Source organism: Geomicrobium sediminis (assembly GCF_016908595.1).
Taxonomy (GTDB): Bacteria; Bacillota; Bacilli; order Bacillales; family Marinococcaceae; genus Geomicrobium_A; species Geomicrobium_A sediminis.
The window spans coordinates 1-22,965 of record NZ_JAFBEC010000010.1 but is presented as its reverse complement, the minus strand read 5'-3'; the positions used below and the strand labels follow the sequence as shown (position 1 = coordinate 22,965).

22 protein-coding genes and 3 pseudogenes are annotated in these 22,965 nt (G+C 36.4%); 7 read left to right on the top strand and 18 right to left on the bottom strand.

The annotated features are described in order from the left end of the window. Positions 1–176: 176 nt before the first annotated feature. Both JOD17_RS16025 and JOD17_RS16020 read left to right on the top strand, forming a co-directional pair. Complete coding sequence (locus JOD17_RS16025; RefSeq protein ID WP_204698979.1) at positions 177–1,220, top strand: hypothetical protein; 1,044 nt, start codon at positions 177–179, stop codon at positions 1,218–1,220. A 62-nt stretch (positions 1,221–1,282) separates the two neighbouring features. Further along, a complete protein-coding gene (locus tag JOD17_RS16020) occupies positions 1,283–2,425 on the top strand; it encodes an ATP-dependent DNA helicase (RefSeq protein ID WP_204698978.1) in 1,143 nt (380 codons plus the stop codon). An 841-nt stretch (positions 2,426–3,266) separates the two neighbouring features. On the opposite strand, the gene JOD17_RS16015 is transcribed toward JOD17_RS16020, so the two are convergent. The 4 genes from JOD17_RS16015 to JOD17_RS16000 form a co-directional block, all read right to left on the bottom strand. Further along, a complete protein-coding gene (locus tag JOD17_RS16015) occupies positions 3,267–3,530 on the bottom strand; it encodes a hypothetical protein (RefSeq protein WP_204698977.1) in 264 nt (87 codons plus the stop codon). A 185-nt stretch (positions 3,531–3,715) separates the two neighbouring features. Beyond that, positions 3,716–3,997, bottom strand: a complete 282-nt coding sequence (locus JOD17_RS16010) for a ribbon-helix-helix domain-containing protein (protein ID WP_204698976.1) — start codon at positions 3,995–3,997, stop codon at positions 3,716–3,718. Beyond that, positions 3,997–5,127, bottom strand: a complete 1,131-nt coding sequence (locus JOD17_RS16005; protein WP_204698975.1) for a ParM/StbA family protein — start codon at positions 5,125–5,127, stop codon at positions 3,997–3,999. Before JOD17_RS16005 ends, JOD17_RS16010 begins: the two co-directional genes overlap by 1 nt. A gap of 205 nt (positions 5,128–5,332) precedes the next feature. Further along, positions 5,333–5,914: a MerR family transcriptional regulator gene (locus JOD17_RS16000; RefSeq protein ID WP_204698974.1), complete on the bottom strand. Its 582-nt coding sequence runs from the start codon at positions 5,912–5,914 to the stop codon at positions 5,333–5,335. Between the two features lie 554 nt (positions 5,915–6,468). On the opposite strand from JOD17_RS16000, the gene JOD17_RS15995 reads away from it, so the two are divergent. Together JOD17_RS15995 and JOD17_RS15990 are read left to right on the top strand one after the other, a co-directional pair. After that, on the top strand, positions 6,469–6,855 hold the full coding sequence (locus JOD17_RS15995; protein WP_204698973.1) for a hypothetical protein: 387 nt from the start codon (positions 6,469–6,471) through the stop codon (positions 6,853–6,855). Beyond that, positions 6,852–7,295: an STAS domain-containing protein gene (locus tag JOD17_RS15990; protein WP_204698972.1), complete on the top strand. Its 444-nt coding sequence runs from the start codon at positions 6,852–6,854 to the stop codon at positions 7,293–7,295. Before JOD17_RS15995 ends, JOD17_RS15990 begins: the two co-directional genes overlap by 4 nt. A gap of 288 nt (positions 7,296–7,583) precedes the next feature. Here the strand turns inward: JOD17_RS15990 and JOD17_RS21855 are convergent. Together JOD17_RS21855 and JOD17_RS15975 are read right to left on the bottom strand one after the other, a co-directional pair. Further along, positions 7,584–8,104, bottom strand: a pseudogene (locus tag JOD17_RS21855) (GerAB/ArcD/ProY family transporter). 13 nt (positions 8,105–8,117) lie between these two features. Further along, positions 8,118–8,682, bottom strand: a pseudogene (locus JOD17_RS15975) (spore germination protein); the annotation flags it as partial. Positions 8,683–9,208: 526 nt separating this feature from the next. Between JOD17_RS15975 and JOD17_RS15970 the strand changes: the two are divergent. Together JOD17_RS15970 and bioB are read left to right on the top strand one after the other, a co-directional pair. Next, on the top strand, positions 9,209–9,793 hold the full coding sequence (locus tag JOD17_RS15970) for a biotin transporter BioY (protein ID WP_420827947.1): 585 nt from the start codon (positions 9,209–9,211) through the stop codon (positions 9,791–9,793). Between the two features lie 277 nt (positions 9,794–10,070). Next, the gene (gene bioB / locus JOD17_RS15965; protein WP_169967319.1) at positions 10,071–11,075 is read left to right on the top strand and encodes a biotin synthase BioB; all 1,005 of its coding nucleotides are present in this window, start codon (positions 10,071–10,073) and stop codon (positions 11,073–11,075) included. Between the two features lie 992 nt (positions 11,076–12,067). Here the strand turns inward: bioB and JOD17_RS15960 are convergent. The 8 genes from JOD17_RS15960 to JOD17_RS15925 form a co-directional block, all read right to left on the bottom strand. Next, positions 12,068–13,135 (bottom strand): Ger(x)C family spore germination protein, encoded by a 1,068-nt coding sequence (locus JOD17_RS15960; protein WP_338028817.1) that lies wholly within the window; start codon positions 13,133–13,135, stop codon positions 12,068–12,070. A 20-nt stretch (positions 13,136–13,155) separates the two neighbouring features. Next, positions 13,156–14,214 (bottom strand): GerAB/ArcD/ProY family transporter, encoded by a 1,059-nt coding sequence (locus JOD17_RS15955; RefSeq protein WP_169967321.1) that lies wholly within the window; start codon positions 14,212–14,214, stop codon positions 13,156–13,158. A gap of 12 nt (positions 14,215–14,226) precedes the next feature. Beyond that, positions 14,227–15,720 (bottom strand): spore germination protein, encoded by a 1,494-nt coding sequence (locus JOD17_RS15950; RefSeq protein ID WP_204698966.1) that lies wholly within the window; start codon positions 15,718–15,720, stop codon positions 14,227–14,229. Between the two features lie 435 nt (positions 15,721–16,155). Next, complete coding sequence (locus tag JOD17_RS15945; RefSeq protein WP_204698964.1) at positions 16,156–16,533, bottom strand: rRNA methyltransferase; 378 nt, start codon at positions 16,531–16,533, stop codon at positions 16,156–16,158. An 88-nt stretch (positions 16,534–16,621) separates the two neighbouring features. Further along, the gene (gene hepT, locus JOD17_RS15940) at positions 16,622–17,026 is read right to left on the bottom strand and encodes a type VII toxin-antitoxin system HepT family RNase toxin (protein ID WP_204698962.1); all 405 of its coding nucleotides are present in this window, start codon (positions 17,024–17,026) and stop codon (positions 16,622–16,624) included. Next, positions 17,016–17,432 (bottom strand): type VII toxin-antitoxin system MntA family adenylyltransferase antitoxin, encoded by a 417-nt coding sequence (gene mntA, locus JOD17_RS15935; RefSeq protein WP_204698961.1) that lies wholly within the window; start codon positions 17,430–17,432, stop codon positions 17,016–17,018. The genes hepT and mntA overlap by 11 nt, the downstream gene beginning before the upstream one ends. Before the next feature lie 305 nt (positions 17,433–17,737). Beyond that, positions 17,738–18,130 (bottom strand): hypothetical protein, encoded by a 393-nt coding sequence (locus tag JOD17_RS15930; RefSeq protein ID WP_204698960.1) that lies wholly within the window; start codon positions 18,128–18,130, stop codon positions 17,738–17,740. A gap of 151 nt (positions 18,131–18,281) precedes the next feature. Beyond that, positions 18,282–18,431: a hypothetical protein gene (locus JOD17_RS15925; RefSeq protein ID WP_169967326.1), complete on the bottom strand. Its 150-nt coding sequence runs from the start codon at positions 18,429–18,431 to the stop codon at positions 18,282–18,284. A 273-nt stretch (positions 18,432–18,704) separates the two neighbouring features. Between JOD17_RS15925 and JOD17_RS15920 the strand changes: the two are divergent. Then, a pseudogene (locus JOD17_RS15920) lies at positions 18,705–19,112 on the top strand (transposase); the annotation flags it as partial. Positions 19,113–19,887: 775 nt separating this feature from the next. Here the strand turns inward: JOD17_RS15920 and JOD17_RS15915 are convergent. The 4 genes from JOD17_RS15915 to ccsA all read right to left on the bottom strand — a co-directional run. Further along, positions 19,888–21,261, bottom strand: a complete 1,374-nt coding sequence (locus JOD17_RS15915; RefSeq protein ID WP_169967327.1) for a sensor histidine kinase — start codon at positions 21,259–21,261, stop codon at positions 19,888–19,890. Positions 21,262–21,263: 2 nt separating this feature from the next. Further along, the gene (locus JOD17_RS15910) at positions 21,264–21,962 is read right to left on the bottom strand and encodes a response regulator transcription factor (RefSeq protein WP_169967328.1); all 699 of its coding nucleotides are present in this window, start codon (positions 21,960–21,962) and stop codon (positions 21,264–21,266) included. Positions 21,963–22,119: 157 nt separating this feature from the next. Further along, on the bottom strand, positions 22,120–22,674 hold the full coding sequence (gene resA, locus JOD17_RS15905; protein ID WP_204698959.1) for a thiol-disulfide oxidoreductase ResA: 555 nt from the start codon (positions 22,672–22,674) through the stop codon (positions 22,120–22,122). A gap of 70 nt (positions 22,675–22,744) precedes the next feature. Continuing rightward, positions 22,745–22,965, bottom strand: a 221-nt coding sequence (gene ccsA, locus JOD17_RS15900; RefSeq protein ID WP_204698958.1) for a cytochrome c biogenesis protein CcsA, incomplete at its 5' end; no start/stop codon positions are given.

Below are 22,965 nucleotides of genomic sequence, written 5' to 3'. Positions count from 1 at the left end.
CAATGAGGCGGCACGAACCCTTGTGCCGCTTCGGGCGTGGGTTTGTGGAAGGGAGAAAACATGAGAAAAAATAAGAGTTTTAAACGGAGAAATAAATTAACGACTCACGAACTATGGATTCTTGTGCTAGCGGTCTTAGCGTTTATCAATATGTTTGTCGTAGACTTGGTGATCCGATGAACGTACAATCAATTAAATTTTCTTTGTTCGAGAACTTCCCATACATCGGGAGACAAGGGCTAAAGCTTGATGAGGAAGATGGCAAGATTGCAATACGTTGGCGTGACTACCCTACTCCTGCACGTATTCGGGCAGTCGTCGGGGATAACATCATATTGCACCACCGTAAGAGTACGGAGTTTAAAATGCAGCTCAAACGAACGTTAGCATATTCAGAAAGTGAAGATGTCGCTCTCCATACGATGTACCTCGCTTTTGAGCAGCATCGTCAAACAGAAAATAAGTTAAAGCAAGAAATCACTCGCTTTTTCGAAGCTTCGATCTTTATTGAATATAAACGAATTTCTAAGGATCTAGAAATACTAAAGTCAACATTGATAGAGCGGTTACGAAAGTCAGGAAACCATTATCTTCAATCAGGAGATTACTATGTTCAGGATTTTCACAACCGTGACTATGAGAGGTCGAACCTGGCATTAGTTCAGGATTTACGCGAGTTACGATTGACCAATGAAGCACTACTTTTTGATGACCTTGCGTATCATGCAGTCACAGGTCGTGATCTTTCTCACCTGTATTGTTATACGCCGCATTTAGGCGTTCATCCAAGAAGGCTCGTAAAAGCACGTTTAGATAATTACTACCAAAGCTTTGACCACATCTCTCGTACAGAGACGTTAATTGATACCTATGTGAAATTAAGCAAAAAGAAAGTTCTGATCCAAGAACAGTATGATGGGTTTCGAATTAAAATCTTACGATTGATGGAAGAACAAGGTTTTAAGAAAATCACTACGGACTATGCGATGCTTCGAATCAATCCTGGTAAGGCAAAGATTGATATTGAAGGATTGATCCAAGAAGAAGGCTTTGATCGGATTAAAGTCTTTCTATCAGCCAGTCAGAGTTCGTTAAACAAGTTGATTTTACACGAGCAACTTAATCCAAAAAATGTCCAACGATATGTGTTGAATAAAAAAGATAGCAAAATTAACGATGTGATTGTGTACCATTCAGAAAACCAACGAGATTACTACTAAAACAATCGAAAGAGAAGCTTCTTAGAGGCTTCTCTCCTTCTCGTAGGAGCGAACAATCAACGATGACTATTACACTCACGCAAGAACAAAAAGATGCGATCCAATCAGCAAAGAGATGGTTTGAAGACTGTCAAAAAGGTCGGCCTCCTTACCCTTTTGTCATTGCAGGATATGCCGGGACAGGGAAAACAACCGTGGTGAATGCGATGATCGAAGAACTAGGCATTCCAATGAACAAGGTTCTTTTTGGTACGTTCACGGGAAAGGCAGCTTTAAAATTGCGCGAAAAGGAATTGCCGGCATTTACACTCCACCGGTTGTTATATGAAGTAGCAAGCGATGAAAACGGTCGACCTCTTCTGAAGAAGCGAGAGCCAAGTACCCTCAAATATTACGGGTACGAGCTACTAGTGATTGATGAAGTTGGAACAGTGAACAAGGAGCTGCTGATCGATGCGTTGTATTATGGCATTCCAATTATAGCGTTGGGTGATGATGAGCAACTAGAAGCGGTTGGTGAAAATCATACCTTACTCAAAACACCAGATGTTTTCCTAGTTGATCAACATCGACAAGCCAAAGAGTGTCCAATTAATCAGCTTGCACTAAAAGTTCGTAGTGGTGATAAGATTGGATATGGGCGTCTTGGCCATAACGTCTTTGTATTACCCAAAGATCATAAGCGCGTTCTAGATGGCTCTATTTATTCTAATGCGGATCAAGTGATTGTGCGATCCAATAAATTACGAAAACAAATTAATGCTAAAGTGCGGGAGTACAGACGATACCTATCTAAAGATCCCGCAATTAATGATAAGGTCATCTGCAATCAAAACAATTGGTCGGTGACACTACCTGGTACTTCCCTATCTTTGATTAATGGGTTATCTGGCTATGTACGAACAATTAAAAATAAAAACGGATTGAGCACGTTTGACTTCGAGCCAGACTTCACACCAGGCAAGCTATTTAAGAATGTATCTACGGCTACACAAGACTTTTATGAAGCTAAAAAACAACATACAAAAAACGCTTTAAATGAATTTCGCTACGGTTATGCGATCACAGATATGAAAGCGCAAGGATCTGAATGGTCCAATGTTTGTTTTCATTATTCATCTATTGGAATGTGTAAAACAAAAAATCGAAAAAGCCTGTATTCAGGGATAACACGAACAACAAAACAATTAATTCTTGTTTTTTAATTTTGTGTGCTAACTGATTAGTGCGATAACCGATGTACTAGTCACCTTTTGTACTTAGATAATTAAACTTAAAACAAAAACCCCAGAAGGACTACTTTCCGGGGTTTTCCTTCCTTTCTATGTTATTACATTAAGAACCACACAAAAATAAGGACTTACGTTCTTGCTTTCGTGTGGTTGATGTTACAGTTTTTATAAACGAGAAAGCCTGCTCCTTTAAGGGTGAGAGTTATCAGAACATCTAAAGCGAGCAATCAAAGTAATGACCAAAGTAACGCAGGCAAAAATAAAGCACAAAAAAAGTAGCTGCCGCCCCGTAAAAGTGGTTAGCTACTCTTAGAAAGAGAACAACGTTCTAAGAAGCAAACTGCCATTTCAGTAGGTCGTATCTGCACCTCTACTGATATTGCCTGGCAGTGTGGAACCGCTGTCAGGCTTTATTAGTACATACGTTAACATTAGCAATAATACAGAGGTGCGGCAAGTTAGACTAACTTTTATTGCACTCTCTAAAAGCATTGGATACATCATCAAGGTATCCCCTTTTTCAAGAAATTAGATGATCTTATACCTTTGCTTATACATAACAATTTCTATGCATCTAGCCTTGTTAATCAAGCAAAAACACAGTTGTTAAGAAAAAATAATTATATGAATTTATCGATGATTGAATATTTAACTGTGTGTTGGTCAATAATGATCTTAAATAACTGGGAGGGATCAATATGAAATGTGCACGTTGTGGAAATAAAGATGCATCAAAATCAACACTTAAACTTTGTATACCTTGTTATAAACAATTTCGAAAGATCGGTAAGACTGCAAAGGAGTACTGGGTTCATTAATAATAAATTTTTCCACCCTGGTTAATGGGACGGATACGATACTGATCATCGGTATTGAATTGATCTTGATAAAACTTAATTAAATCAGGATGATTTACAACAAATTCAATCATATGTGCAGCAAGAATTGTTTTTGGCATATCACAACTAATAGCTAATTTCTTCAGTTTTTCATGAGTATCTTGATTGAGTGCAGCATTGACCCGAGTTTTTTTATCGGAGCGTTCTTTCCTAGCTACTTCTACTTTTACCTTTTTCAACGACAAAACCTCCTGATATTGTGGTTTATCCCCGGAAATGGTTTCACGATTTACTGGTGAAATGATGATCTTGTGAAATGATGAAACGGTGAAATCGTGAAATGAGTTCATAGTGAACTGTATGAAATGGTTTTTGAATATATTCATTTTTGGACAAAGAAAAAGCCCCTAAAAAGAGGCTTGTGTTAGAAATTTAACTTTGGTTTCTTCCGTTTTTTAGATTGTTCTGGTTCATTTTGCTTTGTGGGTTGCTGAATAGTATTATTTTCTTTAATTGTACTTGGCGTATCACTCGGACCACTTTGAAAACGATTAATGTAGTAACTGTTGGCTGCATTACTTTCTTGAATGTAAGTACGTAAGGCCTGTCTTACAATCTCGGCTTTGCGTCCTTTAGAGATTCCGTCAAGCCATTCAATGATGTCTTTGTCCATTTTATCATCAAGTGGCAAACGAAAATTAACCATTATTCATCATCCTCGCTGATCTTATAAATTCCGTAACGATAGTAGCCTTCTACATTGGAGCTACCGTTATTATCTGGGATGGTAATACCCGTAATAATCCTCGTAATGTGTTGTTCAAAATGATGGGCCCCGCCACCGACCAAGAGAACTTCGTCGATGTCGCTGTGATCTTTCCACGTGGAAGTTACCAATTCCTGAATTTCCATTGAGATCTCACGAACTGTACGGTTGAATGTATTTGTAAAGTTAACGCCATCAACTCGTTTTGATGGTCGATAAATGTATTCTTTTTGTTCTTTCCCCTCTTCGAGCACATCGAGTAATTTATAGTCGGATACTTGGTGTCCAGGTAAATCATTAGTAATCTGTTCACGTATTGCGTTATATACGTCTCTAAACCCTCTTGGGATACTTTGGTACTCATTCAGGCGTCTAAGGTTGTCTACGATGTCCAGATCCGTTGTACCGCCACCTATATCGATGACAGCAACTTTCATTTCCTCGTAATCGTCATCTTCAACCATTCCTTCTAAATCTAAATAACGTCCAAGCACGGTACTTAACGCTTGTGGTAAGACTTTAACAGCATCAACTTTAAAATACATTTGATTGCCATCAACAACGACATCATGTATTACGGGTTTCGATTCTGGATCGTCTACATTTGTACCAAGAAATGCTGCTTCGATTTCCTGTTCACGCATTGTTCCAGTTTCTCCAGATGGAACACCTGTTACAATTAATACTTTATCGTTTTGCTTAACTCCTAAATCCATATATGCTCGGGCCAACGCAATCTTGACCATAACACTGTAAGCATCTGTACGATAGCGATTTTCATGGCCGTAACTATATTGTAATTTCGAGATCTTTTTGATTTCTTCTCCCCAAGCATACTCAGAACCTTCTATTTCAAATTTGCTAACATCTAATTCCTTACTAGATACAGCTGCACCGACATCTTTGTAAAAAGCAAATGCACTTGGCAACGTAAGTGAGTAATCGCGCCCTTCATTTGTAACCGATCGTATATTCAGCAAACCGTTACCTATATCGATGCCGATCACACGATTGTATTTAGGTCTAACCCCTTTTGAACTTCTTTTCGTATCATTTTTAGTTGTGGCCATGCCGTCAACCTCCAATTAATGATTTGATATTCTTAATGATGCCATAATTTACCTTTCCACTCAAGCATAAATCCTTATTTTATCTCCAATTAATCCCTATAAAGGACAAAATCAGGATAATAATCAATAGAACATTTGAATGTTTAATGATCATTAGCTTTATTTTATCCCTTTTAAGGACATAAAAAGGATAAAATAAGGTTATTTATTTACGTAGAAGTTTTTGAAACCAAGATTTGTTTTTCTCTGCTTCAAGTTCTTCCTTTATTTTCTGATATTCTTCGCTATGCTTGCTTTCCATATCGTTAATGCGTCTTTCTAAAGCATTCAAATTAGCAGTATATTTCTCATTATCTTCAGCTAATATAGCTATTGTTTTGTCTTGTTCTTCTAGAGCTTCTGTTAGTTTTATTTGGTCTTTTTGAAGGTCTCTAACTGTTGTCGCTTGTAAACGCATAAAATTCATCAAGTCTGGATTAGCCTGATTCGTTGAATGGATATGCTCTAATTGTTTTATTACAGCCTCTCTATCGTCATCATCTTGCACCACAATTGGGAAACGTTCTTTGAGCTTGTACATAATTTCTTGTTTGTCAATTTCCAATGTTCGATATTCATGTATTGCTTTAAGTACGTCTATTGTTTCTCGCTTATAAAGTTTCCTTGATCCATTATGTTGTACAGGTATAAACATATGAAAATCGCTTAACCAGTCAGTGACTGTACTTCGTGGTAGATTCATCTCATCGACAATGTCTTTCATTCGATATAATAGTTTATCGTCCAAATTAATTCACCTTCCAACTTTTTATAAACCGTCCGACGTCTTAACCGTCCGACACTAGTATTAATCAATGTTTACCCTATTATAACAGGGTTTGACCACTCGTCCAATAAAAATCATTGATCGTTTGTGGTCGACCGCCGTCCGTCCATCCATTTACATTAAACCGTCCGTCCGCCGTTTTATTCGTCCGACTTAAAAAACGGGAAATGTAGCTTCATTTTCATTAATTTCTCTATAATAGTCAAAGATAGTTAAAGTTAAATGAAAAGAAGTGTGTAATTATGGTTAATGAAAAGAAAGTTCAAAACCTGAAATGAATTATAATTAATTAATACAAGGGGGCAGAAGTACTTAAATTTATTGAAGAAGGGCTGGCTTCATACATATTTGAGGTTTTTTTGAATGGTTAACAAAAAGAGTGCTGTTGTTACTGAGAAGGATTAGAGGTATTACGATAACTAAATACTGTAAATATAGTACAATCTAAGATATATAACAGGAATATAGAAAGTGGAAATTAGTTTTCAATTATAAAGAAAGAGGGGATAAGAAGGATGTCGGATCGTAGCAACATTTTGTATCAACGTTATTTTGAACAATTACAATCTATTGTGGGACGAATCGTACAACAAACATCACAATCTATGAATCAGTCCATGACCAGTAATGAGAAGGAATTACATCAGAAGCTTCTGCATCGTCTGCTTCAAAAAGTTAAAAAAGAATTAATCATACAAGAGACAGTCGAAGACGTTAATTTAGATTATGATCCAACCGATGTTCTTGCAAAACAAGGGCATGACCTTGACTATATTATAACGGTGTTGGCTAAATTTCGTGTTCTTGCATTACAAGAGGTTGAACATGAACTGCGACGATCGTTTGTTGACATTGAACGTATGATCAAACTGAATATATATTTCCTTTTATCTACAGAATGACTGAGATTTTTGATCAAGTAATTGCAAACTCAACAGAATATCATAACAGCCAACATAAATTACGCTTACTAAAATTAGAAGAGGAATTGTTAGAACTGTCGGCTCCGATTGTTCCTATTAAAGAGCATATCTTCGTTCTTCCAATTGTGGGTGTTATGAGTGATGAAAGAGCAACACACATCCTGAATCAAGTTGTGCCGGAAATTGCAAATAAAAACGCTGAAGTATTGATCATTGATTTCTCTGGCATCCATTTGCTCGATACGTATGCAGCTTCACGGATATTCACTATTACAGAAACATTAAATCTATTAGGTATTCGTACAATTATTACGGGAGTTAGACCCGAAATGGCACAAACCACGGTACAATTAGGCGTTAAACTTATACATCTTGAGGTATACCGTGATGTAAAGACAGCTCTAGAAAAACTTAATTAGCTACTTTTGATAAATTTTGCAAGTGTTTTGCTGTAATCGCAGATGAGGTTCGAAGCTTGGCTAGAAACCTTAAAAAGTGAATTGAGAATGTAGAAGAGCTGGTACAAGCTATCAGTTTAGAAGTTGAACGAGGTATTAATTCGACAAACTTATCAAAACAGCAATTCAATTTAACTTTAGACCATATTTTGAAGCGATTAATGAATTTAAAGAAATAAGCAATTTAGCAGAGGCTTTAAAAGAAAAGTCTAATGAATTTAGAGATGCTTGATAATATCTTTTTATATCTCATTTGATTAACTTAAGTGGAATATTAAAAGTAAACAGCATAACTTCCAACAAAGGGATCAAAAGGATAATTGGGGCAGTAAGGACGAGTACTCTTCCCATTAAGGTGAGTGGAGCCATTAACATAGTTAGGCAAGTAAACAAAAATAATAGTAAAAATACCGGCTCCGGTGTCAAGTTTAAAATCCATATAGCTATTAATTGAGTAAATCCCTTTAGGACAAAAGAAGCGATGACGATAAAGTGGACAATCAAACCTACTAGTACAAATTTACTTATGAACTTTCCTAAGACCTTTTCAATAATCGTATATAAAGTGTCATCAGGAAAGTGTTTGTTTAATCGTATAAGCAGTAAAGAACAGCTTGGACGAACAAAGCAGCGATGAGTAAAGATAGCCAACCATCTGTTTTAGCGTAAGTGTATATACTATTTGATAAGGAGAATAATCCAACACCGATTTGTGCATGTACAAAAAACCAGAATAATTGAGTCTTGCCCAAAAGAGTTGAATTATTCACTATGATCCTCCTATTACCTTTTCTTAGATTTGTGTTTATTTGAGGTTAAAAGCGTGTTTCTTTCTAACACCCACATTGGGAAACGAATAAATGTGTCTTTTAATTTTTTGCGATCTAATGGAGCGACAGGACTTAAATAAGGTGTTCCAAAGGATTCTAGTTTGATCAGATGCATCACGATGATAAAAGTGCACAATACAACTCCAATTAATCCAAATGTTGCTGCTGCAAGCATTAGCGGAAATCTTAAGAGGCGTATTACATTGCTCATCTCAGGATTTGGAATAACAAATGATGACACAGCCGTTATTGCCACTACAATTATCATAATATTTGAGATAAGCCCAGCGTTCACAACGGCTTCTCCTATAACCAGCCCCCCCCAACAATTCCTATGGTTTGACCGATTGGTGCGGGTAACTTATCCCGGCTTCTCTAATTAACTCAATTGTAAACTCCATAATTAATGCTTCTATAATGGGAGGGTATGGAATGTTTTGTAGTGAGCTTTTAACTGAGATGATCAAAGGCTGAGGAATAATCTCAAAATGAAAAGCGATAAGTGAAATATAGATTGAAGTTTTATAGATCCTCCTCGCGTAATACTTTTGTCATTGTACTCACGATTGTTTAATAAGTGACATGAATATTCTAGAGTTCCATTTTTATAAATCTACTAATTATGGGGGTGTCAGGAAAAATAAAAAAGTTCTAGTGTAGGGAGTTCTGCAACACCGTCGGTTTTTAGCTACAATGATATAGAACTTCAAGGCTCATATTCTGTGTTTGTGTCCTGGGAAGACGACGGTCAAAATGAACATGTAGAAGATTTTATTGTAGAAGGCAGAAACTCAATATGAGAGACCTCTTAATTTTAGGTTATAGAAAGTTAAAGAGTTGCTATTGAAGACAAAAAAGGGCACGCGTCGTAATTATGGCGTGTGTCTCTTTTTTGTCTTGACGATTATTCTAGAACCGTATGCTTGCCACTTTATCTCTGCATCTAATCGCTCAGTATGTAGCTTTCGCTTAATAACTATGATAATCTAGAGTTAATTGTAAACCAATACTATTTTTTGGTTTACAATAAAAAGGGGGGTTATTATAACAAAATCAAAATTGTCAGCACTCAATGTCACCACTGCTAGTGCGTTTGTTGCATTGACAGCTATCGGTGCTAACATCACCTCAATTGCGCCATTTATGGTAATTGGTGGTGTACCAATTACTTTACAGACCTTTTTTGCTGTTATGTCAGGTATTGTTCTAGGTAGTCGACTCGGGGCACTCTCCATGTCTGTCTATATGATGCTTGGGTTGGTAGGTGCCCCAATATTTGCTCAATTCAAAGGAGGAGCCTCTGTCATATTGTCACCTACATTTGGTTTTATTCTATCTTTTATTCTTTTGGCTTACGTTGCAGGGAAACTTGTTGAGAGAAATCAGAGTTTATCAATGTATATTACTGCTGCACTCATAGGTATGTCCATAAATTATATTGTAGGAACAAATTGGATGTATGCTGCTTACATATTCTGGTTTGAAGCACCAGAAGAGTTGACTTATAAGTTAGTGTGGTTGTGGATGTTAGTCCCATTACCAAAAGATATAATTCTATCAATTTGTGCAGCAGCTTTAGCATTCCGAATTCATAAATTTGGTATCAGCTTTTTAAGTTCTCAAAAATAGTCACGCCCCTATTTATGAAGATCTTACAATATAAATCACAGAAAACGTGAAGGTTAAAGGTATTATTTTTATTGTAAATACTATCGTTTTGGTTTCGATTGCGCTAGAACTCTATATTTTATTCAATCCCCTTAACAACTCCACTATTTGTTGCTTTGATAACATGATGTCATATATTGTTAACCTTTTATTTATTTAAGTTAACAATTCATCTAAATAAATATGTATTTTATTACTTTAATCTTTCTTTGTTCACTAAGATGATAGGAGGATAAATATGAGCAAATGGATGAAACTTGCAAATTATGTATTAGAAGGTAACGAGCTTACAAATACAGAGGCATTAGCAATTCTAGAAAGTCCCGATGACGAGATATTAGATCTATCGCATTCAGCATTTAAAATTCGAAAGCATTATTTCGGAAAAAAAGTTAAATTGAATATGATTATTAATGCAAAATCTGGCCGTTGCCCCGAGAATTGTGGTTATTGCGCTCAGTCATCTATAGCAAAAACACCTATTAATTCTTATAAAATGGTTAATAAGGACGTGCTCGTTGCAGGGGCAAAGAGAGCTTATGACTTAAACGTTGGTACGTATTGCATTGTGGCTAGTGGTAGAGGACCCTTGAAGCGCGAGATGGATATCGTTGTCGAAGCTGTAAAAGAGATCAAAGATACATACGGTATGAAAATCTGTGCTTGCTTAGGAATTCTTAATCTAGAGCAGGCACAACAATTAAAAGAGGCCGGTGTAGATCGTTATAACCATAACCTTAACACTGCAGAAACAAATCATGATGCTATTACAACATCTCATACGTATAACGACCGCGTGGCTACAGTTAACGTCGCTAAAGAATCAGGAATCTCACCATGTTCGGGAGTAATCGTAGGAATGAAAGAAACAAAACAAGAATTGATAAATGTAGCGAATAGTCTGCGCAAACTCGATGCCGACTCTATACCTGTGAACTTTTTACACGCTATTGATGGAACCCCTTTACAGGGTGTTAATGAGTTAAACCCACTATACTGTTTAAAGGTATTGGCACTACTTAGATTTATAAACCCTACGAAAGAAATACGAATCTCAGGTGGAAGAGAAGTCAATTTAAGGTCGCTACAACCCCTTGGTCTTTATGCAGCAAATTCGATTTTTATTGGAGATTACTTGACCACAGATGGTCAGGAAACATCGGATGATTATCAAATGTTAATCGACTTAGGATTTGAAATAGAATCGGTTGAAGAAATGAAGACTTTGTTATCCCAAAAATGATTATGAAATAAACTAGCAATTAGCCTAGATTCTGAAATTCATCTCCCCCTTACCATCGAGCTACGGCTACGCTTGAAGAGGGAGACTTCTTTCGGAAAATGTTAAACAAAAAACGGTAGCTGTTCTTTGTTTAACGATGCTTAATCACTAAGGGGGCTTGGTGAAAAATGCGAAGAGCCGGGAGAGCTCTCAACGCTCAATCTGGCTCAAAAAGCAAAAAATCTTAACATTTTCTGAAGGGGATAAAATCCCTTCTCCCTAAACAGTATTATACAATATTCACTAGTTTCACATTCTGATGAGGTGTTTTTTTATGGCAGAAACTACAAGAGAGATAAATGACCGGTGGCAAGAAAAGAATAAATAGCCGTCTAGATTTAAAGATCATTGAATGGACTGAAACAGGAGAAATTAGTTAAGTTTTTTTAATTTGAGCTATTTTCAGTATTCTAATTGGTCTTATAACAGATTTTTATGAAGTTCCATAATAACGACCTAATATTTTGCCTTTATAAGAGCTTTGATCGTGTGGAGGTAGGGGGTGTTATTTCCGTTATTATATTAACTTGTGGAAGATGGTGTAGAAAACGATGAGGGTAATGAAATAAAAAAGCGCATACGTCTAATTTGACAATGCGCTTTTTGTGTCGGGTCTATTATTCTGGAATGGTGTGCTTGCCACTGACAAGAACACCAACTTCATAAGAAACGCCTAATGAGTTCAAGGTAGAGCCGATGGTGAGGTTTGCTGATTCCGTTTGTTCAGGAACCATATCACTGACGCGATCGTTACCGTCTTCGAGGAGGTAGCCAATATCAGAGTCTAATAGTGTTTCTGATCAAAAGGCATTAACCCTTTATGATAGGGATCGTTATAAGATCTTAAATCACAAAAATGTATAAGAAGAATTATAGAAAAGTTTAGAGACTTTTAGTTCTACTAAAAAAGCTGTTCTTGCTGTTTGACTGAGTTAGCATATATTTGCACATTCCTAGACAACTGCACCAGTGTTTTCAATTGTAAAGTTAACGTTTATATCTACGTTCAAGTTTGGATACTCTTCTTTTTCCCATCTTTTAATATCGAAATTTCTCACCTTTTGTCCTATCCGTTCTCCAATACCGATGGGATCAATTTCATTCTCTTGAAAAAAATGTACAATCTCTTCCATTTGCTTTTCGAAATCTCTTGCAGCCAGCTCCTCCAATTGTTGAATGGTTGCAGGTTTTGATACATTAATATTTCTCGCTTCTCGAAGAGGTCCTTGTATATTTACATTCACTTTGACATAAATTCCATCAGCGTCCTGTTTAATTGTCCAATCTGGGCTGGAAGAAAGGTGATGAAGGGCAAATCCGCGACTTTCATCAATATCGATATTAATAGTCCCTTCCTCAGTTTCATCTATCAGCTTTCTGAAAACATGGGTTTTGTCTAAGCTTAACTCTTCAATATATTTATCTTCTTTGAATAAAGCTATTCCAACTACATCCACACGATTTTGGGCTTTTTCCAATAGCGGGAGAAATGGATCTGCACCCTCAGCATAATATTGATATAAAAAATCTTGGAAATCTACTATAGGCAGTTGTTCGGCTTGGTTAAGTTCAATTAATTCTACTAAATATTCGTGGACAGTTAGGTGAAACGGATATTCCTCATTTAAAATATCCTTAGTTGGGCCTCTGGTCATCGCAATCTTTAAGTTTTGATTGATCATAGGATTCCTTTGAATAGTGTCTATAACCCCAAATATTCCTTCATTGGCTGCTAAATCTTGGTGAAACAAATGCACGCGACTTCGACTAGTATCCACGTAACGAGAAGACTCTGCTTGCATATGTGAATAGAGGTCTTCTAGGTCTTCTCTCGAAACGTTAATGGTTTCACTTTGTGGCAGCGATTCTGCAACAGGCATAAAGATGGTGGTAGTTCCGTTTGCCTGGACCTCCCCATCAATATAATCAAATCCCATTGCCTGAAGATATTGGATATCTTCAATATAATGACTTTGCGGACTACAACCTGTAACCAATAAGGAGATAGCAAGGTAAACGATGACACGTAAGTTTTTAATAATTATAGACGCCTCCTTTTAATAATCAACGCTTGCAAGAGAAATAAAATAGGGATGTAAATGAAAATCGTGTAAAATCCTAAACGATTTGTAAAGGCAGAAAGAGACTGAATCTCTATTCGAGTCGTAAATAGAAGAGCACATCCGAATATAACAAGGGTTACTCCTCGTAAGGAATGACGTTGAGAGAGATTAAATGTCTGCTTAACGACACGGCTTGCGGACCATAAACCAAAAGCCATGTTTGGTAATAACACGAGAAGCCATATGGACATTCCGATATATTCCATTTTCCAAAGTGTTAAAGTTGGCCATATAATAGTCAAAAGATGACGTTCGTGAAAGTAAATAACAGGAAGAATAAAGGCTATTAGATAAATGATCATACTAAAAACCAACCCAATTTGTGCCCATTTATGTGAGCGTGGAGCTTGCTTAATAAAGGGATAAGCCATTAAAAGGATCTCAAATCCTAAAAACTGAAAAGTCATCGTTTTCGTCGATAACCACATTTCGTGGAGCGAATGATCGAATATAGGAAATAAACTTCCAAAGTGCAATTGACCCTGAGGTAAGTGGCTGAAAAAAAGGAAGGGGAGGACAAAGAGAACAGCCAATAAGCTACCCCCGATAATCGCTCGAAACCCTGAAGTAGTGTAGTTATACGCTAGCAACATACAAATAAGATATAAAACCCAAAGTGAGACTTCAGGGAAAATCCATACATTAAGAATTTCGACATATGCAACAAGGGTAATTAGCACAAACAGACTATAATAAAAAACCCAAAACAAGCTGATAAATGAACCTAGAGTTTTTCCAAATACCTTATTTTGAATAGTAATGATAGTATCTCCCTTGTTCAGCATTGCGTAAATGATCCTTATGATTATGCTAACTAAAACTGCAGAGAATACGATTGCTATCCAACCATCATGACCAGCATCTACTATCATTGTGCGTGGAAGGGTGAAAATACCTACACCAACTTGCATAACGGTCACGATAAAAAAGGCAAAAAATGGTGATACCTGCTTTGTGACTTTCGCTTCAGGGTGCATCTCCTCGCCTCCTTATTCTTCAATATCTTTAGGCGGATGTTTCCTATATTTGGAAATAAATCGCTTTTTCTTTTGGGAGCGTAACACCTCAGGCTGATTCTCTAGTTTTTGAATTGGCAACTTCAAAATTTCGTCTCTAAAGTCTCTGACCCTAAACGGATAAAGCGGAGACAAGTAAGGATATCCTAGGGATGTTAGCTTAATTAAGTGAAGAAGATGGATAGCCAAACATATAGCCATACCAAAAAAGCCGAACCATTGAGCAAATATAATAAAAGGAAACCGAAGAATGCGAATCGTATTTCCCATTTGGTAAATTGGTGTGGTAAAGGAAGAGAGCGCTGTAAGTCCGATTAAGATAAGCAATACGCTGCTGGCGAGGGAAGCTTCAACAACAGCTGTTCCTATGACAATACCGCCTACAATCCCAATGGTTTGACCGATGCGACTTGGAAGTCGAGCTCCTGCTTCTCTTAATAGTTCAACAGTAAGTTCAAGTAGGATCACTTCTATGATTGGGGGATAGGGTACCTCTAACCTCGAAGCAACCATTGTGTTTAACAAAACATCAGGAATCACCTCATGATGGTATGTGGTCACTGCAATATATACAGAAGTGGCTAAAACTGAGAATAAAACCGCTAATAACCGGATGATCCGAAAAAACATAGAGAGAGGCCACATCATGTAATGGTCATCTGGAGAAGAGAAGAACTCTAACAGGTTGGTGGGTCCAATCATCGCTTGAGGAGATCCTTCCATGGTGAAAACCACTTTTCCTTCAACTAAAGCAGATGCTACTCTCTCTGGGCGTTCCGTCTCAAGCAATTGTGGGAAGTAGGAATACGGATTGTCTGAGATCAATTGCGTAATCTGGGAGCTATCAACGATTTCATCATAATCAACTTCATTAATACGCTCAGTTAAAGTTTGGACCAATTGAGTGTTCGTGATGCCATCCATATGAAGAACGGCCACCCTACTTTTGCTTATGCTACCAACGATAAATTCTTTAATCACTAACTCAGGAACTGGAAGACGTTTGCGAATCAAGTTAAGGTTTACATCAAGGGATTCGATAAAAGCTTCCTTAGGACCAATTACTGTAAATTCATTTTCTGGTATGTCCACAGATCGTTGTTCTTTCTGTTGGACGGGTACGGCAAGAACCTCATTATCATGTTTCGTGACTTGGATAATCACGTGCCCACTCAACAAGCTTTGTTCGATCTCTTCAATTTTTTGAATGATTTTGGTTCCCTCTATAGGAATCGATTGCTCAAGATCAATAAGAGTTGGTAGCTCAGGATTTTTCGTATAGGAACTGATATGAGAGTCGATCTGTTTTTCATCAACTAAAGATTTTATATAGTGGAGATGAAATGGGGCTTTTTCTGTTGCCTGATAAGATACAAAGTCAAAAGATTTTTGGCATGCCTGAATAAGATCTTCCAATGTTTTTCCTTTTTTCAAATTGAGTTTTTTATATACATGTTTTTTGAACATTAGATCACCCGTGGTTAACATCAATACACTTACGCTTTACTATTTCATATGAATTTATACCTTAATTGGATTGGATAACTAGAAAGATTGGTGTGGTAAGGTCTTTTAACTATTTAATCTAAATAATCTAAGTGGAAGAACAGCCGGAGAATTCTCCTTGTTCATTTTAGAAGTAGGGGTTTGGTGTGGAGTGAAGAAACATAATAAGCTATTAAATCATTTTAGTAATTTTTTTAATTACAGTACAACATGTCTAAATTGGTGGAATTATGTTATTTAAGTTTTTAATTATAAGAAAGTTTGTATTCTATAGAATACAAACTTTCAATGATTTAAAGCTAATAGAGAAATTATTCTCAATAATATTAACTTCCGATAAGATACATTATGTTCGGGGCGTTCTTATTAACACTGCCAGAATGGGATTTTTGAAGACTATAATTTTTCTACTCGGTGTTTATGGCCTTTATTCTTTAGAGAATTATAGTCAATATATTGAACGCTATACTCTAATACATCATTGACATATAGTTTCTGTTCTTTTGCAAAATCCATTACCTTTTGCAACAAATCTTTATCATAAGTCGTCTTATATTGAACTCGATCGTTTGGACGAGACTCTTTGTCGAAGGTAATGACGCCTTGCTCTAAAACAGTTTGTAACCCTGACTCAAGTAGATAATTTTGATATGTATCATATCTAGTAGCTAGAGTATTTAATTGATTAAGAGTCGACTGACTGATATTTGTTCTAAATTTCACTCGCGATGCATCAGTTGTATGGATTAGTCTTCCATGCCCTTTAATCCACATTTTTTAGCCCCTTTACTTGTAGACTTTCGAATGTCCATAAGTTCTGTAAATCTATTTAATTAATATTATCAAATTGATATTACAAGAATTACTTTTTTATTATCTGTTTAGTATAATTGGTGAAATCTTTCAGGTGGTTTGTTACAATTTCCTCCATAATATCTAAATTTAAAGATTGATAATCATGCACTGCAATATTTCTAAATCCAACCATAGCCTTTAACTTCTTCGCATTATCGGCATCAATATAACTGTGTTCTTGTAACAAATCAAAGGCATCACGACTTGTTTGTGGAAGACCAAGCCTTTTAACAGATACAATATGCATGGCTAAATCAATAGAGGCTTCGCACGCACGTTGGATATTCAGTATAATAGAATCCTGTTTTGTGTAGTCATTTAAATTGTCGCGATTCCCATCATATACCTCTTCTATTCGTTGGATGCAACGTTCTATTGTGGCCACTTTATTTAATACCACGTCACTTTTCATAAATAGTCCCACTTTCATCAATTCTTTCTAAAATGCTTTTGCGCTCTTCATTTAATTTAGCGTACATGCTTAATGCAGTCATCTGATGTTTTTCAAACATAAAACGGTCTTCTGCGTATATGAGGTAACCCGTAGAATATATCTGTGCTTTAAAAACGGTTGATGCTGATTTGAGGTTCACTAAATCTACTTCAAATTTAAGTATATAAGCAAGGTCTTGAGCGATCGTAAACAATTCATAAGGTTTTGGAGGAACAGATCCTTCTTTTGGATAAAATGCCAAATCAATGTCGCTTTCTTCATGATTAGTATTTTTTGCAAACGATCCAAATAATATTATATAGGCTGGGTTAAGCTGCCCAATAAGATGTTTTTTTATATCTTCTTCTTGGATCCTTATGTCCATTAGTACCCCTCCTCTTACTTCTAGTATAACAAATTTTCAATTCATCAATAATAAAGTAAGAGTAATTTCATCGAATTATGAAACGCAGGGGTGTCAGAAAAATGAGTCTCTGAGGGAAAACAGATATGTTGCTTGCTCATTAAACCTAGAGTTTCATAAGTTTGATGAGCTAAACGATGTCTGTTTATTAATTATACATGTGGTTAAATAAATACTTAAGGCTGTCTCCTCTTGGAATACAATTAATGTAACGACTTTTATTGATGTTAAAGTCACTGTTTTAGTGACAACATAATGTGGCATAACTAAAATGAAATGTTTCGAGGTGAATTTAGTAACGAATGTTTACTCCTACAATATGTAACTAGTGAAGTCCATTTTGGTAATTTACTAACTAATTTGTCGATGCATTTAGAGTTTTTAATTACAGTGAGATAAAGTTCTTCTTCAATTAATTCAGAAGCTTTGACCCAATTTTCATTAACTATATAAAATTTTAGTTCGTGTAACAAACGATAAGTGCTATTTGTATATGCTTTTACTTCCCCTGAAATTTTATGATTTGGATATTTTTGCGTATCAAAGAGTATTTCTTCACATATTGACATGCTGTCAAAAACAGGTTGTTTTTCTGAGTATCCTTTTTCATTAATATTATTAGTAATTACATTCAAATATTGTAATATATTCTCCAGCAAAGCTAATCACCCCTCTATAAAATCAACTAACTGTATAAGCCCCTTTAGATATTGCTTATATTCAAAGACATTTTAAAAGTTTTTCTTTATAATTTAGTTTCGATATAAAATAAGCTTCCTGCATACGATAAAGGAAGCTTTAAATATGACTTTAATAACGTTCGTCCATAGTCATTTCTGCTAAGAACATCTCATGAATGATATGAAATTCTTCATCTGTATTTAATCCAGTATGTTTAGTGTAATAATTCAAAGCTTGCATAATCATAATATAATGATCTTCTCTCCGCTTATAGAACAAATCACCACACTCCTTAAAGGTAAATTTTCATAACTTTAACATATAGTACATGTATAAACAATAAGTACCTATATTTGTTTAGAAAATTATAAAAACTTTAGGATCGTAGAATAAATATTAGATTACAGATAAGTTTACATATTCATCAGTTAAACCATATTCCTGTTTTTTGAGAGTCCATTAATAAACTTTATTTTTAAAGTAAGAAATATTCGTGTACACAACAATTTTATTTTACAAACTCTCAACATCTGGTACAACCCGGATCGCAACACCTTCACGTGCCCTAATGAAAAAGAACTAACGTTTCAGTATGAATCACACCGAAAAGATCGTCATGGCTTTGCACGTAAGGTCGACGTGTATGAGAGTGAAGATTGTTCAAGCTGCCCGTTCCAAAGAGAATGTACGAAAGCAAAGACAGGAAGCCCTCGTAAACTCTATATAAATAGGAATTGGGAAGACCAAAAGAAAACGATTCGGCAACTGCTTTCAGATGAAAAAACTGGGGAACTCTACGGTCAGCGTAAGGTTGATGCAGAACCAGTTTTTGGAAATCTGAAAGCTAATTTAGGTTTCACTCGATTGTCTGTTAGAGGCGATGCACGTGCTCGAAATGAATTGGGGTTTGCCTTCCTCGCTTTGAACATACGAAAATACACAGCGAGGAGCCCCAAGTAAACAAAAAGCAGGGGCGCTCGCATCAAAAAAGAAAAAGTTCGGCTCATCATGGATCGATGAGTCAAACTTTTTTACATTTTTCATTATAAATGGCTAGTTATGCCCCAGCCTTGTTTCTTTTTTGTAACTTATATCTAAAATGGTATGCTTACCAGTGACAAGTACAAACACAAAAAAGAAGCAACCACCTCTGACCGCAAATTAGACGGGTGATTACTTCACTTTCATAGTGAACTTTCATCCATTTCAGGACTTGTTCTGTGACCCTAGAGTGTTGACGCACTTTAGGGTTTTTTTAAAGATCCCATCAATGTAAAAGGCTTTTGATGAGCTTATTGTAGTATAGTGTAAGGTTACCATTTTTATGCACTATAATCAACAAAGCACTTCTGATAGGTCTCGCCAGGGGAACCACCAACTATTCAACAATTTCATACGCTGAGTGAAATTATTGTCCGTCATCAACAAATCATCTGCAAAAAGAAAGAGATCAGCTATAGAAAGGGGCTATGGATCAGGGGAAAAGGTTAGGTAAAGCTTCATTTCAAGAAAAAGCCGGACTAATAAAAATCGCGGCTCTTTGATTTTCTATTTACTATTTTTAAAATGATATAAATAAGTGTACCTATCAATAACGGGACACTCATCCAAATACAAATTTGTATCAGGAGATTGAGATATGAATTACTTGTTGTAGAGGAAACAATTCCAGACATTACTAAACAGTGGATACCAAGCAAGATCAAAATCGAAGGAACCAGCCAATCCTTTCTTTTCATTCATCTCCCTCCTTCGCCTCTGGGAAACTCAATATGAATTTTGTTCCTTTTCCGAACTGGCTTTCTACCTCAATCGATCCATATTGAAGTTCAGTTAATTGTTTAACGATTGCGAGACCCAGCCCTGTCCCCCCGTGATCACGCGCTCTTGATTTCTCCACTCGATAAAAACGATCAAAAATGTGAGGGAGATATTCTGTATTAATACCTTTGCCAGTATCTGAAACAATTGCTTTTACTTTCCCATGCTCGGCGTTAACTTCGACCAAGATTTGTCCCTTTTCTGTGTATCTTACTGCATTCTGTAATAAGTTCGTGAATATTTGCTCTAACCGAAAAGCATCTGCAGCAATATGAGGAATATCCGAATCACATTTGACGATTAGTCTGATGTCTTTCTCTTTTGCTGTTGCTTCTATTTTGGCTACCGCACTATTGACAGCATTTTCGACCTCAACCAATTCAAGTTCCAATGGAAACCGTTCCTCTTCCATGCGAGATAACTCAAATAAATCATTAATCAATCGGTTCATTCGGTGAGATTCATCGTTAATAATCTCAATAAAACGTTGGTGTTCTTTATCGTCCTTATAAAATCCCTTTTTTAAAGCATCACTATAACCCTGTATATAAGAAAGTGGCGTTCGAAACTCATGGGAAACGTTCGAAAAAAATTCCTGTTTATTGATTCGATACCTTTTTAAGTCATGTGCTAATTCATTCATAGATTGAGAAAGTGAACCTAACTCATCTCGTGTTGTCACTGGCACTTTAACATCTAAATTTCCCCTGGCCATCTGACGGGCAGCTTTTTCCATCTCTTGTAGTGGGGTTGAGAGTTGTCTTGAGACAATAAATGTGAATCCAAAGGCAAGCAGAAGAGCACCCATGCCTGAAAGAATTAGGGCGTTCTGCACCTGTCCCGCGGAATTTCCCATTAAATTTGTTGGAGAAAAAATATAAACTTCACCGGTATCCGCTGATGTATTCTCAACCCGCCTTCCTGAATAAAAATAATCTACTCCCGTTTCCGTATCCGTGTAAACCCTCTGTTCACTTTGAGTTGATGGTTCTTCACTCTGTGTAAAACCACTAATTCCAGAGTTGCCTATAATTTCTCCCTCTTGATTGAAAACGACAAGTTCCATCGCCGTCTCACTTGACATGGAATTAACAAAATAGCTTATATCCGATGCTTCAAATACTCCTAGTAGCTGTGCATACTTTGAAGCCAATTCACCCGTTTCCTCTTGCAAGTGAGCATGGTTAAAGTTAATAAATATCTGATTCATCATGAAACCTAATGGCAGTAAAACAATCAATAACAAAACTAAAATCGAACCAGATAGTTTATAAAATATCGCATTCATAATTATAGTTCCTTCGTTGAATTAAATTTATATCCAACCCCCCAAACGGTTTTAATGGGATTGAATGAAAGGCCTGCACCGTTTAGCTTGGTTCGAATATTTTTTATATGCGTATCAATCGTTCGAGGATCTTGTCTTTCATTCATAGACCAAACTTGATCAATGATATTTTCCCTGGTGTAGATGCGTTCAGTTCTATTGGCCATCAAATACAGGATGTTAAATTCCTTTGATGTGAGCTCAATGGTTTTTCCTGCTACTTTTACTTCATGTAAATCTCGATTAATCCTTAACTCCTCAATCATTACCACATGCTGATTGTCATTTGAGAAATAACTCTTTCTCCTTAATAAAGCTTTAACTCGAGCAACGAGCTCTTCCGGTGCAAAAGGTTTAACGAGATAATCATCCGCCCCAATATTCAAACCTTTTACTCGATCCTCTACATCTGTTTTTGCAGTGAGCATAAGAATGGATGTGTCTGCTTGAATGGAACGAACGTATTTACAAACTTCCCACCCATCAGCGTCAGGCAGCATAATATCTAAAATTATGGTTTCATAGCTTTGATTCTTTATCATTTCAATGGCCTCTAGTCCAGAATTTGCTTCATCTAGACGATAGCCTTCATTTTTTAAATAGAGGCGTACTAATTCCCGCATATTTCGTTCGTCATCCACAATGAGTATACGTTCTGCCAAAGTTCTTAACCTCCCTATGTCTTCTTATGTACAGTTTACTTAAAAAATATGTGATTTCCATGAAGAATTTCCATGAAGAACAACACAAACCCTATAAGAATATGGAACATCTTATAGGGCTCATCTTGATTCATATTTCAGGTCTTTCCAGCAAGATCTATACCTCTGGGTCAATCATCTCCATAAAATCTCTTACATTTTGTTCGCTCATCCCCCCTACTCGTATGTGGATCACTTCCCCTGATTCATCAATCAAATAGGTAGCAGGGAGTTGCCTAACCCCGTAACGATCCATCACATTACTGTTTTGGTCCTGAAGTATCGGGAATGTGAGTTGAAGGCGTTCAGCAAAGCGATTAATAATTAATTCGGATTCACCAACATTAACGGCTAAAATTTCTACATCCTTATCCATATATTTCTGATGTTCTGCTTCCATATAAGGCATTTCTTCCTCACAAGGGGGACAATAAGTCCCCCAAAAGTTCAAAAATACCCCTTGCCCCTGATAATCTTCAAGTGCAACACGTTCCCCATGCATATTGGTTAATGCAAAATTGGGTGCTTGATCTCCTTCTGTAACGTAAGCAACATCTTCACGAATTAAGTTATTATAAAACAAATAGGCAATGGTCATCATTAAAATTGAAAGTATTATAATTCGCATGAATAGCCGACGCTTTTTACGTTCATACCTTGTATGTTGATCCATTAAATGTGCTCCCCTACTTGCTCTTGCATTAAGTTTTTAATGACTTGAAATCTAGAATGAGTAATTTTTACTAAGCATACGAATGAAGCCCGGCAATCACAAGATTTACAAAGATCAAATTAAACATGATAATGGCAAAACCAATGACCGCAAGCCAGCCAGATCGCTCACCTTGCCAACTGCGATTTAACCTAAAATGCAAATATGCTGCATAGAAGAGAAATGTAATCAGTGCCCATACTTCTTTGGGATCCCATCCCCAAAATCTTGTCCATGCAACTTGAGCCCATA